Source organism: Robertmurraya massiliosenegalensis JC6, assembly GCF_000311725.1.
In the GTDB taxonomy this organism is placed as follows: domain Bacteria; phylum Bacillota; class Bacilli; order Bacillales; family Cytobacillaceae; genus Robertmurraya; species Robertmurraya massiliosenegalensis.
The window spans coordinates 38,011-52,931 of the sequence record NZ_HE978513.1 but is presented as its reverse complement, the minus strand read 5'-3'; the positions used below and the strand labels follow the sequence as shown (position 1 = coordinate 52,931).

General features: G+C 37.6%; 17 protein-coding genes. 16 read left to right on the top strand and 1 reads right to left on the bottom strand.

The features are described 5' to 3' along the window. The first annotated feature begins 5 nt into the window (after positions 1–5). Positions 6–1,058: a type 2 isopentenyl-diphosphate Delta-isomerase gene (gene fni / locus BMSHG_RS10045; protein ID WP_019154317.1), complete on the top strand. Its 1,053-nt coding sequence runs from the start codon at positions 6–8 to the stop codon at positions 1,056–1,058. Positions 1,059–1,566: 508 nt separating this feature from the next. On the opposite strand, the gene BMSHG_RS27515 is transcribed toward fni, so the two are convergent. Beyond that, the gene (locus tag BMSHG_RS27515) at positions 1,567–1,704 is read right to left on the bottom strand and encodes a YpzI family protein (RefSeq protein WP_019154316.1); all 138 of its coding nucleotides are present in this window, start codon (positions 1,702–1,704) and stop codon (positions 1,567–1,569) included. A gap of 157 nt (positions 1,705–1,861) precedes the next feature. Here BMSHG_RS27515 and BMSHG_RS10035 point away from each other — a divergent pair, with 157 nt between their 5' ends. The 15 genes from BMSHG_RS10035 to ndk all read left to right on the top strand — a co-directional run bounded on the left by BMSHG_RS10035 (position 1,862) and on the right by ndk (position 14,911). After that, positions 1,862–2,467 carry a YphA family membrane protein gene (locus tag BMSHG_RS10035; protein WP_019154315.1) on the top strand — a complete coding sequence of 202 codons (606 nt, stop codon included), beginning with the start codon at positions 1,862–1,864 and terminating at the stop codon, positions 2,465–2,467. Next, positions 2,464–3,351 carry a YIEGIA family protein gene (locus BMSHG_RS10030; RefSeq protein ID WP_019154314.1) on the top strand — a complete coding sequence of 296 codons (888 nt, stop codon included), beginning with the start codon at positions 2,464–2,466 and terminating at the stop codon, positions 3,349–3,351. Before BMSHG_RS10035 ends, BMSHG_RS10030 begins: the two co-directional genes overlap by 4 nt. 5 nt (positions 3,352–3,356) lie before the next feature. Next, complete coding sequence (locus BMSHG_RS10025; RefSeq protein ID WP_019154313.1) at positions 3,357–3,542, top strand: capping complex subunit for YIEGIA; 186 nt, start codon at positions 3,357–3,359, stop codon at positions 3,540–3,542. Between the two features lie 247 nt (positions 3,543–3,789). Continuing rightward, positions 3,790–5,100, top strand: coding sequence for a ribosome biogenesis GTPase Der (gene der, locus BMSHG_RS10020; RefSeq protein WP_026073404.1), 1,311 nt, complete (start codon positions 3,790–3,792; stop codon positions 5,098–5,100). Positions 5,101–5,168: 68 nt separating this feature from the next. Beyond that, a complete protein-coding gene (locus BMSHG_RS10015) occupies positions 5,169–6,224 on the top strand; it encodes an NAD(P)H-dependent glycerol-3-phosphate dehydrogenase (RefSeq protein ID WP_019154311.1) in 1,056 nt (351 codons plus the stop codon). 419 nt (positions 6,225–6,643) lie between these two features. Beyond that, on the top strand, positions 6,644–6,844 hold the full coding sequence (locus BMSHG_RS10010; protein ID WP_019154310.1) for a DUF2768 domain-containing protein: 201 nt from the start codon (positions 6,644–6,646) through the stop codon (positions 6,842–6,844). Between the two features lie 39 nt (positions 6,845–6,883). Further along, a complete protein-coding gene (locus BMSHG_RS10005; RefSeq protein ID WP_019154309.1) occupies positions 6,884–7,597 on the top strand; it encodes a hypothetical protein in 714 nt (237 codons plus the stop codon). A 532-nt stretch (positions 7,598–8,129) separates the two neighbouring features. Beyond that, a complete protein-coding gene (spoIVA, locus tag BMSHG_RS10000; RefSeq protein ID WP_019154308.1) occupies positions 8,130–9,608 on the top strand; it encodes a stage IV sporulation protein A in 1,479 nt (492 codons plus the stop codon). 474 nt (positions 9,609–10,082) lie between these two features. Beyond that, positions 10,083–10,355 (top strand): HU family DNA-binding protein, encoded by a 273-nt coding sequence (locus BMSHG_RS09995; protein ID WP_019154307.1) that lies wholly within the window; start codon positions 10,083–10,085, stop codon positions 10,353–10,355. Positions 10,356–10,594: 239 nt separating this feature from the next. Next, positions 10,595–11,161, top strand: coding sequence for a GTP cyclohydrolase I FolE (folE, locus tag BMSHG_RS09990; RefSeq protein WP_019154306.1), 567 nt, complete (start codon positions 10,595–10,597; stop codon positions 11,159–11,161). Positions 11,162–11,327: 166 nt separating this feature from the next. Continuing rightward, positions 11,328–11,561 (top strand): trp RNA-binding attenuation protein MtrB, encoded by a 234-nt coding sequence (mtrB, locus tag BMSHG_RS09985; protein ID WP_019154305.1) that lies wholly within the window; start codon positions 11,328–11,330, stop codon positions 11,559–11,561. 174 nt (positions 11,562–11,735) lie between these two features. Continuing rightward, on the top strand, positions 11,736–12,557 hold the full coding sequence (locus BMSHG_RS09980; protein ID WP_019154304.1) for a heptaprenyl diphosphate synthase component 1: 822 nt from the start codon (positions 11,736–11,738) through the stop codon (positions 12,555–12,557). A 4-nt stretch (positions 12,558–12,561) separates the two neighbouring features. Beyond that, complete coding sequence (locus tag BMSHG_RS09975; protein ID WP_019154303.1) at positions 12,562–13,266, top strand: demethylmenaquinone methyltransferase; 705 nt, start codon at positions 12,562–12,564, stop codon at positions 13,264–13,266. A 52-nt stretch (positions 13,267–13,318) separates the two neighbouring features. Beyond that, the gene (gene hepT, locus BMSHG_RS09970; protein WP_019154302.1) at positions 13,319–14,281 is read left to right on the top strand and encodes a heptaprenyl diphosphate synthase component II; all 963 of its coding nucleotides are present in this window, start codon (positions 13,319–13,321) and stop codon (positions 14,279–14,281) included. Between the two features lie 183 nt (positions 14,282–14,464). Further along, entirely contained in the window at positions 14,465–14,911 is a 447-nt protein-coding gene (ndk, locus tag BMSHG_RS09965) for a nucleoside-diphosphate kinase (RefSeq protein ID WP_019154301.1), read from the top strand. Positions 14,912–14,921: the final 10 nt, after the last annotated feature.

Sequence of the window (14,921 nt, the reverse complement as noted above, 5' to 3'; positions counted from 1 at the left end):
TATAGGTGACGAGAGCAAAAAGGAAGTCAGAGCATATTCAGCATGCTTTAAGAATAGGACAAAGCAGACTCACTGGTTTCGATGACATCACTTTTATTCACCAAAGCTTACCTGATTGTTCTATAGAGCAAGTGCAATTAAGTACAAAAATTGGCGAACTTACCTTAAGTTCGCCAATTTTTATAAATGCGATGACAGGTGGTGGCGGTGAAGCGACATGTCAAATTAACCGAAAATTAGCGATTGTCGCTCGAGAAGCGAATATCCCTATCGCAGTTGGTTCGCAAATGTCTGCTTTAAAAGATCCAACAGAGGAACGAACCTTCAGAGTTGTGCGGGAAGAAAATAAAGATGGATTGGTGTTTGCGAATTTGGGGAGTGAAGCAACGATTGAGCAAGCAAAAGCGGCCGTCGACATGCTTGAAGCTGATGCGTTGCAAATTCATTTGAATACCATTCAGGAACTAACTATGCCAGAAGGGGATCGTAGTTTTGTTGGTGCGCTTAACAGAATCGAATCCATTACTAGCCAAATGGAAATCCCCATTATTGTAAAAGAGGTTGGATTCGGCATGAGTCAAGAAACGGTTGCTAAACTCGAATCAGTTGGAGTGACCGCAATTGATGTCGGTGGGTTCGGAGGAACGAATTTTGCAAAGATTGAAAATGAAAGGCGAAAAAAACTTCTTTCCTTTTTTAATGACTGGGGAATTCCTACTGCTGTCTCTATTATAGAAGCAAATGAAGCCGCTAGACCTGTTTCGATTATTGGCTCTGGTGGTATTCAAAACAGTCTTGATATGGTTAAAGCACTCTCACTCGGTGCCTCGGCAACTGGCCTTGCTGGGCAAATGTTAAGAATACTTGTCGATCATGGGTATGAAGCCCTAATCGAAGAAATTCAAGAAATGAAAAATGAAATTCGCATCATGATGACAGCACTTGGTGCAAAGACTATTGCAGATCTAAGAAGGGTTCCGCTCCTTATCACAGGAAAGAGCCATCATTGGTTAACAGAAAGAGGTATTGATACAAAAGCGTATAGTCAAAGAAAGTAGAAAGAGGCTCCGGACATAACTAGCTTCAAATCATGAGAAAGGTGAATCCTGAGGGGACTCAAATTCACCTTTCTCTATTTTTGTATTCATGCAAGACCTTCGATTTTCCTCGTACAAAAAATCGGGTGAAACGCAAATTAGCCTTCAAGAATCCAATCGATTTCCGCTTTGTCTAAATTTCTACTATCAGACCCTATTTTGCTGCAACCATCTCTCACCCTTTTAGCGGAATTTTTCCTGTTATCTCCTCAATGGACTCCCTTTTAGGGTAAATAACGGAAGATTTTCCGCTTATAGAGGGCAAAATTGTTTATTTTAGCATTTTTTGAGTGAATAGCAGGAATTTTTCCTGTTATTTCGGCTCTTTTTCATGATGGTTGCTCATTAAGCGGAATTTTTCCTGTTATCATACCGATACGCCAACTGTTTCCACAAGTCGAGGGAAATTATACACTCCAAACTAGAATCAAAAAGTCGTTACTACCGACTTTTTGACCAAGCCTTATTTTTACTTGCCATCGTTAAGCTTTTCTGCTTCCTCTGGGCTCGCCATTTTAGTGGCTCCAGGGTAATGGAGGGCTTGATCTCTATCCGATTCAACTTGTTTGCTCTTTTTTAATTTTTTTTCTTGACGATCCTTTCCCATGCTAGACACCTCCTCATCTTTAAGATATATCATCTTCCCTTATTCTATACAGAAGCAATCGATTTCCTGGCAAGTTTAGAATCGTGTAAAAGTTAAACAGGTAAAGGGTTAAAGTACATAACGAAGAGCCATAATGGAAATGATAGGAGGTAGTGGAATGGAAGGGATTATCTTTTTATGGTTATTTTGGATTTATTGGATAGTAGCCACTTTTTTTATGGGGAAAAATAAAATGCGTCAATTTATCTCAATCGCGATTCTTATAGCTATTATTTTTTCTACTTATTCAATTGAAGTACTCAATATGAAAATAACGTTAACAACCTTGTTTTTGCTCTTAACATCATATCTTTTTATGGCTAAACAAAAAGAACTGAAGGGGATTTATCTCTTTATCGCTTCTTTCATTATTATGCTTGCATATGCAACGTTCCATTTGTTTGAGTTATACGATCCGGTTTGGCTTATTTTCAACCGAAATATCATGTTGTCTTGCCTTTTAACCTATCTGACTTTGCTTCTGCACAATGAATTTAAATTTCGCATCGTTATTCTTATTTGTGGCATGATTCATGGCGAATTTTTGTATGCATTTGCATTAAAAAATATTACTTCTTCCTATTTGATTGGCTCGTATGCATTTTTTGATGTCATTGCCCTGTCTGTAGGAATCACGCTCATTATACATGCCTTTAAACGAGTATCACTGTATTTTGAGTATCAAATTAAACATCTTGAAAGGGGAAAGCAAAAACCATCATGAGTGAATATACATACCCCATATTGCTTGGACTAATAATTGGTACACTTACGAGAGTCTATATGCTAAGAACAGACTATCGCCAATATCCCACCTATCTACATGGGAAAATTATTCATATTGCGCTTGGCTTTATTGCTGCTGGATTAGGGACGCTTGCTGTTCCATCAATTATGGAAGAGGATTTCACAGCTGTTACCTTTTTAACGATTGCTGCATCACAATTTAGAGAAGTGCGCAATATGGAACGAAATACGCTAACTGAAATGGATAGCTATGACCTTGTCCCAAGAGGAAAAACGTATATCGAAGGTATTGCGATCGCTTTTGAGAGCCGCAATTATCTCGTAATATTCACCTCGCTTCTTACTACACTCGGGTACTTACTCACGAATATTTGGGGCGGTCTTATCGTCGGTGTCATTGCTTTTTTCCTATCGAAGATTTTAATGGCTGGTGGAAAGCTTAGTGATATTGTAGATATAGAGTACATTGAACCGAGATTTGATGGGGCAGGACTATACGTTGATGACATATACATTATGAACATCGGATTACCAGAGAGGCAAAAGGAAGTATTACGATATGGTATGGGATTTGTTTTAAAACCGAAAAACTTTGATTCACGATCGACGATTGCTAATCTAGGTCAAAGACAAGCAATCCTTCATGATGTCTCTACAGCGCTTGGGGTCTATCGTGATTCAGGAACGCCAGCATTAGTTCCTTTGGCGAAAAGAGATTTAGATGATGGCAGAATCGGCGTGTTTGTACTACCGCAGGAAAGAGATGTAAAAAGGGCGATTGAAATCATTGGCAAAGTTCCAACGCTTGAAAATGCTATTAGGATGCCATCAGAAAGAAAGAAAAAGGAAGAGGGGATGTAAAGAGTATGGCTCTTGATAAATTTATTCTAGCAGCGATCACGACAAGTCCAAAAAAAGTCCCTTCTGGAGTTGCCGTGTTTCATTGTGATAGTAAAGAGGAAATGGATAAAATTACGACTAATTTAGAGGCCATCTTGGATGGAATTGCCCATTCTTTAACGGAAGACTTATATGTAATTGTCAAACACTAATGACCTTCTTAAGAAACCTTCTTCATGCTCCATTGACGTCATGTTTAACATAATGAACTAGTTGATGCAATCTTTTCATTGCGAGGAAGTTTTCACTTTGTTAATATAATTAGGTTAGGCCCTTCTAATATGGAAGGGTTTCTTTACTAAGAAGAACAGTTTATTGTAGATAAAAACGAGGATGTAAACATGCCTGGGGAGCAGTCTAAGGGTGTGTTGGTCTATAAAGAAGGAAAGGGTGATGTTCATGGTGAAACCAGTAATAGCCATAGTTGGACGTCCAAACGTTGGGAAATCGACGATTTTTAATCGTATAGTAGGAGATCGGGTTTCCATTGTAGAAGATATTCCAGGAGTAACAAGAGATCGTATATATAGTGGTGCAGAATGGCTAAATCATGATTTTAATATTATTGATACAGGCGGAATCGATATTGGTGACGAGCCATTTCTAGATCAAATTCGCCAACAGGCAGAAATCGCTATCGATGAAGCGGATGTGATTATATTCTTAACGAATGGTCGTGAAGGAGTCACGGGGGCCGATGAAGAAGTTGCGAAAATATTGTATAAGGCTAAGAAGCCGGTAGTGCTAGCAGTAAATAAAATTGATAACCCTGATATGCGTGAGCAAATCTATGACTTCTATGCTTTAGGGTTTGGGGAACCATTTCCAATTTCAGGTGCACACGGATTAGGCTTAGGTGACTTACTAGATGAAGCAGCAAAGCATTTTCCAAAAGACGAAGGCGATAATTATGATCCAGATACGATTAAGTTTTCCTTAATTGGGCGTCCAAATGTGGGGAAATCTTCACTCGTAAATGCCATTCTTGGTGAAGAGCGAGTGATTGTGAGCAATATCGCTGGAACTACTCGTGATGCGATTGACTCAATGGTAACTGTAAATGGCCAAAAATATGTCATCATTGATACTGCCGGGATGCGTAAAAAAGGAAAAGTGTATGAAAGCACAGAGAAATATAGTGTTTTGCGTGCTTTAAGAGCAATTGAACGATCAGATGTTGTTTTAGTAGTAATTGACGGGGAAGAAGGCATTATTGAACAAGATAAAAAAATAGCTGGTTATGCTCACGAAGCGGGACGAGCGATTGTTATTGTAGTGAATAAGTGGGATGCAGTCGAAAAAGATGAAAAGACCATGAAGGATTTTGAACAGAAAATTAGAGACCATTTTCTTTTCTTAGACTATGCGCCAATTGTGTTCTTGTCTGCTCTAACCAAAAAACGGATACATACGCTAGTTCCGATGATTGATATGGCAAGTGAAAACCATATGAGAAGAGTGGAAACAAGCGTCTTGAATGATGTGATTATGGATGCAGTTGCGATGAACCCAACACCGACAGATAAAGGAAAGAGATTGAAGATTTACTATACAACACAGGTGGCAGTGGGCCCACCAACTTTTGTTGTGTTCGTAAATGACCCAGAATTAATGCACTTCTCCTACCAACGATTTTTAGAAAACCGGATTCGAGACGCATTTGGATTTGAAGGAACACCGATCAAAATATTTACTCGTGAACGTAAATAATTGCGTGATAAAAGCTTACCTATTTAAGCTTTGAACTTTTTCTTAATAAAAGTTAAGGACGTGATCTTGTGGAAAGAAAAAGAGAAATAATTTCCGTAATCGGTGCAGGTAGCTGGGGTACAGCATTGGCAATGGTGCTAGCAGATAATGGGCATGAGGTCAGATTATGGGGACATAATCCACAACAAATTGAAGAAATCAATGAGAAGCATAGCAATGAAAAGTATTTACCCGGGGTTGAACTTCCGCAGGAGATCGTTGGCTACTCTTCTTTACAATCAGCACTTAGCAATACTGAACTTATTCTTTTAGCTGTTCCAACTAAAGCGATTCGTGAAGTGCTCAAAAAGATTCAGGAAGTTCAAGAAAATCCACTTACGATTGTTCATGTGAGTAAAGGAATCGAACCTGATACATTAATGACCATTTCAGAAATGATTGAAGATGAAATGGCGGAAGATTTGCTAAAGGATGTAGTTGTACTTTCTGGCCCAAGCCATGCAGAAGAAGTGAGTCGACGATTTATAACCACTGTAACTGCTTCTTCAAAAAATTTGGAAGCAGCTGAAAGAGTACAAGATTTATTTATTAATTCGTATTTCCGAGTTTATACAAACCCTGACATCATTGGTGTGGAAATTGGCGGAGCGCTAAAGAATATCATTGCCCTTGCTGCAGGTATTACCGATGGACTTGGCTATGGTGACAATGCAAAAGCAGCACTTATAACAAGAGGTCTAGCTGAAATTGCCCGTCTCGGTACAAAAATGGGGGCAAGTCCTTTAACATTTTCAGGACTGACGGGAATTGGTGATCTGATCGTTACATGCACCAGTGTTCATTCAAGAAACTGGAGAGCGGGGAATTTATTAGGAAAAGGACAAAATCTTCAAGAAGTATTGGACAATATGGGAATGGTTGTTGAAGGGGTTCGAACAACGAAGGCAGCCAACCAGTTAGCCGAAAAATTCCAAGTGAAAATGCCGATTACGAAAGCTTTATACAATGTTCTTTTCAATAATGCAAGTCCGAAAGATGAAGTGGATACATTAATGTCACGAGTGAAAACACATGAAATGGAAGACTTAGCGAACGTTCTTTCAAATGACCAGCTGGAGTCGTGATTCGTTTTGAAGACGTTTGTATGTAAATCAATTTCATAATTGTGCTTCTCAAGTTAAAAAACGAACGAATATAACTCTAAACAAAATAACTTTTGGAATGTTATGGTGGGTTCGAATCAATCATGCTAGAAATGTTCGTATTTTAATTTAGCTTCGTACATGTCTATAATATTTTCAAAATATAGGCTTTCGAGGATGCGCTTTATATAAGCAATGCATACAATGGGAGCGAAGCAAACTGGTGAAATGAACAGGGTGTATGGTGTATTTAGTCAAGTTGGCTAAAGTAAAGAGCGGCCCCCTACTTTACTTTAGCTTTTTTTCGTTCCTATGTTATAATATTTCGGATAATGGCATCTGATGGCATGATTAGATCCATAGAACAATTGAGTCTTTAGTTACTTGAAGGAGTTGAGTATATGTCACCAGGGATGTTAAAAATGTGGATCTCGATCGCAGGAATGGGATTTATGTTTATCTCGATTATGATGATTTATTTAAGCAGATTTAAGATTAAAAATAGTGTGTTCAAATTTATTACTGCTTTAATTGCATACGTCTTAATGATCGTGAGTGGAATTATTATATTTTTTGTTGTCATAAGTGGCCCAACAACATAAACGTTTTTATCATTACATAGAATAGAAGGATTGATTCATATGAAAAAAGGAATGCGTGTATTGCTCATTTGCCTGATCACATCCGCTATTTTAACGGGCTGTGCTTACCCACAGGACAAGTTGGCTCAAAATCAGACCCCTTATCAAGACCAAGTTACAACCGTTCAATCGGCAGTTGAGAGATTTCAAGAGGAAAAAGGCGGAATTCTTCCGATCAAAACGAAGGAAAATGATACACCTATTTATCAAAAGTATTTGATAGATTTTAAGCAACTTGCTCCACAATATATGGCTGAACCACCAGGGAATGCATTCGAATCAGGTGGTATTTTTCAGTATGTTCTAATTGATGTAGAAACAAATCCAACTGTAAAAATATTTGATTTAAGAATCGCAGAAATGATTCGAGATATTAATTTACGCATCTCGATGCTGGATTATCCCCCCTATAAAGAAAGAATTGCTGATGGGGTGTTCTCATTAGATTACGAAAAACTTGGTTTCAAAGAGGAGCCAGTAGTCATAAGTCCCTTCTCGAACCAAGACTTGCCGTTCGTGATTAATGGAAATGCGGAAGTGTTTGTCGATTATCGAAAGGATCTGTACCAGATCTTTCAAGAGGATCCATCTTTATTTGAAGCTGGGAAAGATGTAAGGAATCTTTTACTTGAGGATTCATTATTTGTTCCAGCCTATTCCCTCCCGTATACTGTTGACGCGAAAACAAATGAAATCATTTTTATGCCTTTGTGACCCATATTTTCATATCGAAATTTCCAGTCATAACCCTTTTCTTACGGAATATATTGTAGGAGAAGGGTTTTTATTATACTTAATCCGTTTCCTTTTTTAGTAAATGCTGTTTTCGTATTGGTTGTTATTTTTTTTGTAAATGTCCAAAAGCTGACATTTACAACTGCAATTAGGTTTATGTGCACATATTATTTTTTGCACGGCCCTTTTCGAAGACATTCTTATTGTTTTTTATAGCAGAATTTGGTTTTAATTTACTAACTAACACTTGAAAAGCAATAATGATTGCGAAAAGAGCCTAAGTAAAAAAGAGAACTTAAGAAAAGAATTTTTTTCATAATTCCTTTTAACTAGGAATGAAGAAATTTTCAAATAAGGAGGTAATTTTTAAGAAAACTGTCATAACGGAGTAGGACAACGTCATACACATATATTGTCAAAGTATCGTAACAAATTCGATATGAAGGTTCCAAATGGTAATAAATTAGGATAGCTATTATCCCACTAACTCATGATTTCGGGAGGGGATCACTTGGAAAAGGTAGATATTTTTAAGGATATCGCTGAAAGAACGGGCGGTGATATTTATTTAGGTGTTGTAGGAGCAGTTCGAACAGGGAAATCAACTTTTATCAAAAAATTCATGGAGCTTGTCGTTCTACCAAATATGGATAACGAAGCAGAGCGAGCTCGTACCCAAGATGAACTGCCTCAAAGTGCAGCAGGAAGAACGATTATGACGACAGAACCGAAGTTTGTTCCTAATCAGGCAGCGACTGTTCATGTTAGTGAAGGGTTGGATGTCAATATTCGTTTAGTAGATTGTGTAGGGTACACGGTCCCAGGAGCGAAAGGATACGAGGATGAAAATGGTCCCCGCATGATTAATACTCCTTGGTACGAAGAGCCAATTCCATTCCATGAAGCTGCTGAAATTGGCACAAGAAAGGTCATTCAAGAGCATTCTACGATTGGTGTTGTCGTGACAACAGATGGGACAATCGGAGAAATCCCAAGATTTGATTATATTGAAGCAGAAGAGAGAGTCATTGAAGAACTTAAAGAGGTTGGAAAACCATTCATAATGGTCATTAATAGCGTTCAACCACATCATCCAAATACGGAATCTCTTCGCAATGAATTAGCTGAAAAGTATGATATTCCAGTACTTGCGATGAGTATTGAAGGAATGCGAGAAGCAGATGTGCTAAATGTCATGCGTGAAGCATTGTATGAATTCCCAGTGCTAGAGGTGAATGTTAATCTTCCAAGCTGGGTCATGGTATTAAAGGAAGACCATTGGCTCCGAGAAAGCTACCAGGAAGCTGTGAAGGATACTGTAAAAGATATTAAGAGACTACGTGATGTCGATCGGGTTGTTCATCTTTTCAGTGACTATGAATTTATTGATCGAGCAGGTTTAGCAGGTATCGAAATGGGTCAAGGGGTAGCTGAAATTGACCTATTTGCTCCAGATGAGCTTTACGATGATATCTTAAAAGAAATTGTCGGTGTGGAAATTAGGGGAAGAGACCACTTGCTAGAATTAATGCAAGATTTTGCACATGCCAAGCAAGAATATGATCAAATTTCAGATGCACTGAAAATGGTGAAACAAACTGGATATGGAATTGCTGCTCCAACACTGGCTGACATGAGTTTAGACGAGCCGGAAATTATTCGCCAAGGTGCTAGATTCGGAGTGAGGTTAAAAGCGGTTGCTCCATCCATCCATATGATTAAGGTGGATGTAGAGTCAGAATTTGCACCGATTATTGGTACGGAAAAACAAAGCGAAGAACTTGTCCGATACTTGATGCAAGACTTTGAAGATGATCCGTTATCGATTTGGAACTCGGATATTTTCGGTAGAAGCCTAAGCTCTATCGTAAGAGAAGGAATTCAAGCTAAGCTATCCTTAATGCCAGAAAATGCAAGATATAAATTAAAAGAAACGCTTGAAAGAATCATCAATGAAGGTTCAGGCGGGCTAATCGCTATTATCTTGTAATCGTCAAGACTCCAAAAATGGGGTCTTTTTTTTATCTCAAAATTATTCAATTTTATCGACAAAATCCTGCAAAATCCCCTTGAAAATGAAAAGATTACCATCATTTCGCTAAATTTTCTTGATAACATTAAATGATTGTGATAATCTTTTAACAGAATTACTGCTGAAAGCGACTAAAAGCCTTATAAATTAAGGTTTTTTAACAGAAAAGCGTTGAAATCTTGATTTTTATCATTTAATATATGGAAAGAGGTTCATTCAATTTGCATCGTGAGAACATCACATCTTTTAGAGTGAATTCGCCTTTTTTTATAAAAATTCTATTGTTTTTACCTTTTAGCCATAAAATATGACTAAAATAGGGGATAAATACTAGTCGCTACGTATAGAAATCAGTAATTTTGTTTAAAAATGATGATAAGAATGCAATTTTCAACTACAATGAATCGAATTCTTTGGGAGGAGGTGAAAGGCATGAACAAGACAGAACTAGTTAATGCGGTTGCAGAAAGCAGTGAACTTTCAAAAAAGGACGCTACTAAAGCAGTTGACGCAGTATTTGATTCAATCTTAAATGCTTTAAAAGATGGTGATAAAGTACAATTAATCGGTTTCGGAAACTTTGAGGTACGTGAGCGTGCAGCTCGTAAAGGTCGTAATCCTCAAACTGGAGAAGAAATTGAAATCTCTGCTAGCAAGGTACCTGCTTTCAAACCAGGTAAGGCGCTTAAAGATGCAGTGAAGTAATTACATAAAGTACTTTATACTTTTGGTAAGATATGTTGCTTTTGAGCGGGTATTCTTATCTTCTTTAAAAAGGTCCACGTTTATACGTGGCCTTTTTATTTTTTGTATAATCAATAGCAAATATAACATGACAAAGATGATTGGATTCCTTCTTTTTGCCTGTCTTTCGTTAGTTGTGCTAAGATGTTAATGTTATATTTATTGTTACTAGTAGAGGATTAGGCTGAGGAGGATTTATCATGTCAAACGTCAATCGTGCCCAAATTGAAGAGGCGGTGCGTTTAATATTAGAAGCGGTAGGGGATGACCCGAATCGTGAAGGAGTATTAGATACACCTAAACGTGTTGCTAAAATGTATGAAGAAGTATTCCAAGGAATAAACCAAGATCCACGTGAGTATTTTGAAACGATTTTTAGCGAAGATCATGAAGAATTGGTTTTGGTTAAAGACATCCCGTTCTACTCCATGTGTGAACACCATCTTGTTCCTTTTTACGGAAAGGCTCATGTAGCTTATATCCCAAGGAATGGACGAGTTACAGGCTTGAGTAAACTAGCAAGGGCAGTTGAAGCTGTTGCAAAAAGACCACAGCTTCAAGAACGAATCACGTCTACGGTGGCCGATGCGATGATGGAAAAACTTGAACCACATGGTGTGATGATTGTGGTAGAAGCTGAACATATGTGTATGACAATGCGCGGTGTTAAAAAACCGGGAGCGAAAACGGTCACTACTGCCGTGAGAGGAACTTTAGCAGAGGATAGTACTGCTAGAGCTGAGATTGTATCATTAATAAAACAATAGAGAATCAAAAAGTATCGACTAATGGTGAAATTTAGTCGATACTTTTTAAAATAGTTAACGTACAATTAGCAAAAGTTATATGAAAATGAAGGCAATAATTGATATGATGGTTGTACGGCAACTTTTAAAGCCATAATAATCATGATTAAATGGAGATGTGGTTCGGATGGATAACAAACCAAATGGTGAATATTTAGTGATAAAAGCGATTGAAGATGGTGTCAATGTTATTGGACTAACACGTGGAACGGATACGCGTTTTCATCACTCTGAGAAACTCGATAAAGGTGAAGTTATGATTGCTCAGTTTACCGAGCATACTTCTGCGATAAAAATAAGAGGAAATGCGAAAGTCCTGACTGCGTATGGTGAAATAGAAAGTGAGCAGAAAGAGAAATAATAAACGTTTCCAATGTGGTAATATTATTAATATTAATCAAATTACTGAATTATCTATATTTTTATTAAGAGGACCATAGTAGGGTCTTTTATGATATAATTGTCCAAGCGTTTATTTTTGAGAGTAGCGGCTATAGAAGTGACAATAGAATCTAGGAGATACAAGGGTGATTTCATGCTAAACCTTCAACAAAAACTAGAATATGTTCGGAAAAAAATAGAAGGAAAGATCCATCATCCCTTCTTAGCACAAAATATTGAAGCACCGGTAATTGATGAAGATAAGCTTTTCTTTCTTGTCTCTTTTCTAGATGATCTACAGGTTTCGATTGAAGACATTGAACACTATGTTGTCCCTACGATGTTATTGCAAATTGCTCTTGATACGCATGATTTGGTGACAAATGACCTATCAGGGGATGCGAATTTAAAGCATAGACAATTAACAGTACTTGCAGGGGTATATTATAGTGGTCTATATTATAAAATTTTGGCAGAAAAGGATAATATTGAAGTAATCCGTTTACTTGCTGAAGGAATCGAAACAATTAATGACCAAAAAATCATCGTCTATCAGCAAGAACTTGATGGAATTGAAAAATTAATGGATTGCCTTAAAAATATTGAAGCATCGCTACATAAGAAACTAGTTAAACATTTACATGCAAAAGGTTGGGATGAGGTCATTACCAACTTTTTACTAATAAAACGGTTAAGCAAAGAAAGAGAGCTGTTTGTGAAGTCTCAAACTTCAGTTGTTTTTGATGGTTTAAAGAAATTGATATTCCCTAGGCATGAACAAACAGTGAAAGAATTATCAAATGAACAAAAAAATCATTTAGTTTTTATTTGTGATAAATATATTAGCTTTTATAAAGAGCTGTTGGTGAAAGCAAAGAATAAATTGCCGCTTGTTAATGAAGTGGTTGAAAATAAAATCGAAAAAGTACTAAAGCAGCATCAAATCGTTGTGAAATCGCTTGTGGAAGAAGGGTAAGAAAATGAACCAGTCAAAAGAACAACGTGTACATGGCGTCTTTGAAAAGATATCGGATAACTATGATAAGATGAATTCGGTGATCAGTTTTCAAATGCATAAAAAATGGCGTGAAGACACGATGAAAAAGATGAATGTCAAGGCCGGTACGAAAGCATTAGATGTGTGCTGTGGGACGGCTGACTGGACAATTGCTCTTGCCGACAAAGTCGGTCCAAGTGGTGAAGTTATAGGCTTAGACTTCAGCAAAAATATGCTTAAAGTTGGCGAAGAAAAAGTGAAGGATTTGGATTTGCAACAGGTGCAACTTGTCCATGGGAATGCGATGGAACTTCCATTTCCAGATCATTCATTTGATTATGTAACGATCGGTTTTGGTCTTCGGAATGTACCAGATTATTTACAGGTATTAAAGGAAATGAATCGTGTCCTCAAACCGGGCGGAATCGGAGTTTGCTTAGAGACTTCACAGCCAACCATGTTTGGTTATCGACAGTTATTCTTTTTTTATTTTCGATTCATTATGCCGTTTTTCGGGAAGCTTTTTGCCAAGAGCTATAATGAATATGCTTGGCTGCATGAATCAGCAAGAGACTTCCCAGGGATGAAAGAACTTGCGAAGATGTTTGAACATGCAGGCTTCAAAAAGGTAAGCTATAAACCATACAGTGGCGGAGCTGCTGCTGTTCACATTGGACATAAGGAATAAGCTTTGTAGCTGCCTTATAACGTGTTAAAGTTTTTAGGATTGGTGACGTCATATGAAACTAAAAATGGTATATTCATTTTTGAGCTCTGATATAAATACAATAGAAAAATCATTAGAAGAGACGGTGAAAGGGGAATCTCCACTTTTGCAGGAAGCTTCCTTGCATCTATTGCAAGCGGGCGGCAAAAGGATTCGCCCTGTTTTTGTCTTGTTGGCAGCAAAATTTGGACGGTATGATATTGAAGTCGTGAAAGATGTTGCTGTAGCTCTAGAACTTATTCATATGGCTTCATTAGTTCATGATGATGTCATTGATGATGCTGATTTGCGTCGAGGAAGACCAACGATCAAGAGCAAATGGGATAATCGTTTTGCGATGTATTCCGGAGATTACATATTTGCAAAGTCATTGGAATTAATGACAAATGTACAAAATCCAGAAGCTCATCAGATTTTATCCAATACGATTGTGGAATTGACCATTGGTGAGATTGAGCAAATTAAAGACAAGTATCGATTCGAACAGAATTTACGGGATTATTTGCTACGAATTAAAAGAAAGACAGCATTATTAATCGCTGCAAGTTGTCAACTTGGCGCAATTGCTGCTGGAGTAGAAGAAGAGATTCATCAAAAGCTTTTTCGTTTTGGATATTTTGTAGGAATGAGCTTTCAAATTACGGATGATGTTCTTGACTTTACAGGCACTGAAAAAGAACTTGGAAAGCCTGCTGGAGGAGATTTGCTACAAGGGAATATCACTCTTCCTGTTTTATTTGCGATGGAGGATGAAAAGCTTCATGCTGAAATTGTAAAGGTTCATGAACATATGAACTCAGAGGAAATGGACCGTATTATTCAGCTTATAAAAAATTCAGACGCCATTGAGAAGTCCATTAAGATGAGCGATCGTTATTTAGATAAGGCGCTTGAGGTACTTGCGGAATTGCCTAATAATAAGGCAAGAAAGACATTAAGAGATATTGCGCTCTATATTGGAAAACGAAAATCATAAGTATCGAGAGTTTGTGTAAACAGATTCTAGCTCCTATCCTTCCCATGTCAAAAAGGGAAAGCACCCCCTAATTTAAATCCTTTAACTCTGTTGCCATTATGTGAAAATAATGGTAATATTTTCGTGGGCTGTTTAATCGCTTTTTTAGTCCGTACATACAGACAAACTTTAGGAGTGGAGCTTATGGAAAAGACTTTTTTAATGGTAAAACCTGATGGTGTACAGCGCAGTTTAATTGGTGACATCGTTTCTCGTTTTGAAAGAAAAGGATTTCAGCTAGTAGGTGCGAAGCTAATGAGTATACCTCAAGAATTAGCAGAGCAGCATTATGGTGAGCATAAGGAACGCCCTTTCTTCGGCGAGTTAGTTGATTTCATTACTTCTGGTCCAGTATTTGCGATGGTTTGGGAAGGCGAAAACGTCATTGCGACTGCACGTAGTATGATGGGGGCAACAAATCCAAAGGATGCAGCAGCTGGAACGATTCGTGGAGATTATGCAGCTACAGTTGGAAAAAATATTATTCATGGTTCAGACTCTCCTGCAAGTGCTGAAAGGGAGATTTCATTATTCTTCAAAGAAGAAGAACTAGTTACGTATTCTAAGCAAATGAGTGAATGGATTTATTAAGGTAAAGTCA

Coding starts and splice junctions, on each gene's coding strand:
- ndk (WP_019154301.1), top strand. CDS start 14,465: ATGGAAAAGACTTTTTTAATGGTAAAACCTGATGGTGTACAGCGCAGT.
- der (WP_026073404.1), top strand. CDS start 3,790: ATGGTGAAACCAGTAATAGCCATAGTTGGACGTCCAAACGTTGGGAAA.
- BMSHG_RS10035 (WP_019154315.1), top strand. CDS start 1,862: ATGGAAGGGATTATCTTTTTATGGTTATTTTGGATTTATTGGATAGTA.
- BMSHG_RS09975 (WP_019154303.1), top strand. CDS start 12,562: ATGAACCAGTCAAAAGAACAACGTGTACATGGCGTCTTTGAAAAGATA.
- BMSHG_RS10025 (WP_019154313.1), top strand. CDS start 3,357: ATGGCTCTTGATAAATTTATTCTAGCAGCGATCACGACAAGTCCAAAA.
- BMSHG_RS27515 (WP_019154316.1), bottom strand. CDS start 1,704: ATGGGAAAGGATCGTCAAGAAAAAAAATTAAAAAAGAGCAAACAAGTT.
- BMSHG_RS10030 (WP_019154314.1), top strand. CDS start 2,464: ATGAGTGAATATACATACCCCATATTGCTTGGACTAATAATTGGTACA.
- BMSHG_RS10010 (WP_019154310.1), top strand. CDS start 6,644: ATGTCACCAGGGATGTTAAAAATGTGGATCTCGATCGCAGGAATGGGA.
- BMSHG_RS10005 (WP_019154309.1), top strand. CDS start 6,884: ATGAAAAAAGGAATGCGTGTATTGCTCATTTGCCTGATCACATCCGCT.
- folE (WP_019154306.1), top strand. CDS start 10,595: ATGTCAAACGTCAATCGTGCCCAAATTGAAGAGGCGGTGCGTTTAATA.
- BMSHG_RS09995 (WP_019154307.1), top strand. CDS start 10,083: ATGAACAAGACAGAACTAGTTAATGCGGTTGCAGAAAGCAGTGAACTT.
- BMSHG_RS09980 (WP_019154304.1), top strand. CDS start 11,736: ATGCTAAACCTTCAACAAAAACTAGAATATGTTCGGAAAAAAATAGAA.
- hepT (WP_019154302.1), top strand. CDS start 13,319: ATGAAACTAAAAATGGTATATTCATTTTTGAGCTCTGATATAAATACA.
- mtrB (WP_019154305.1), top strand. CDS start 11,328: ATGGATAACAAACCAAATGGTGAATATTTAGTGATAAAAGCGATTGAA.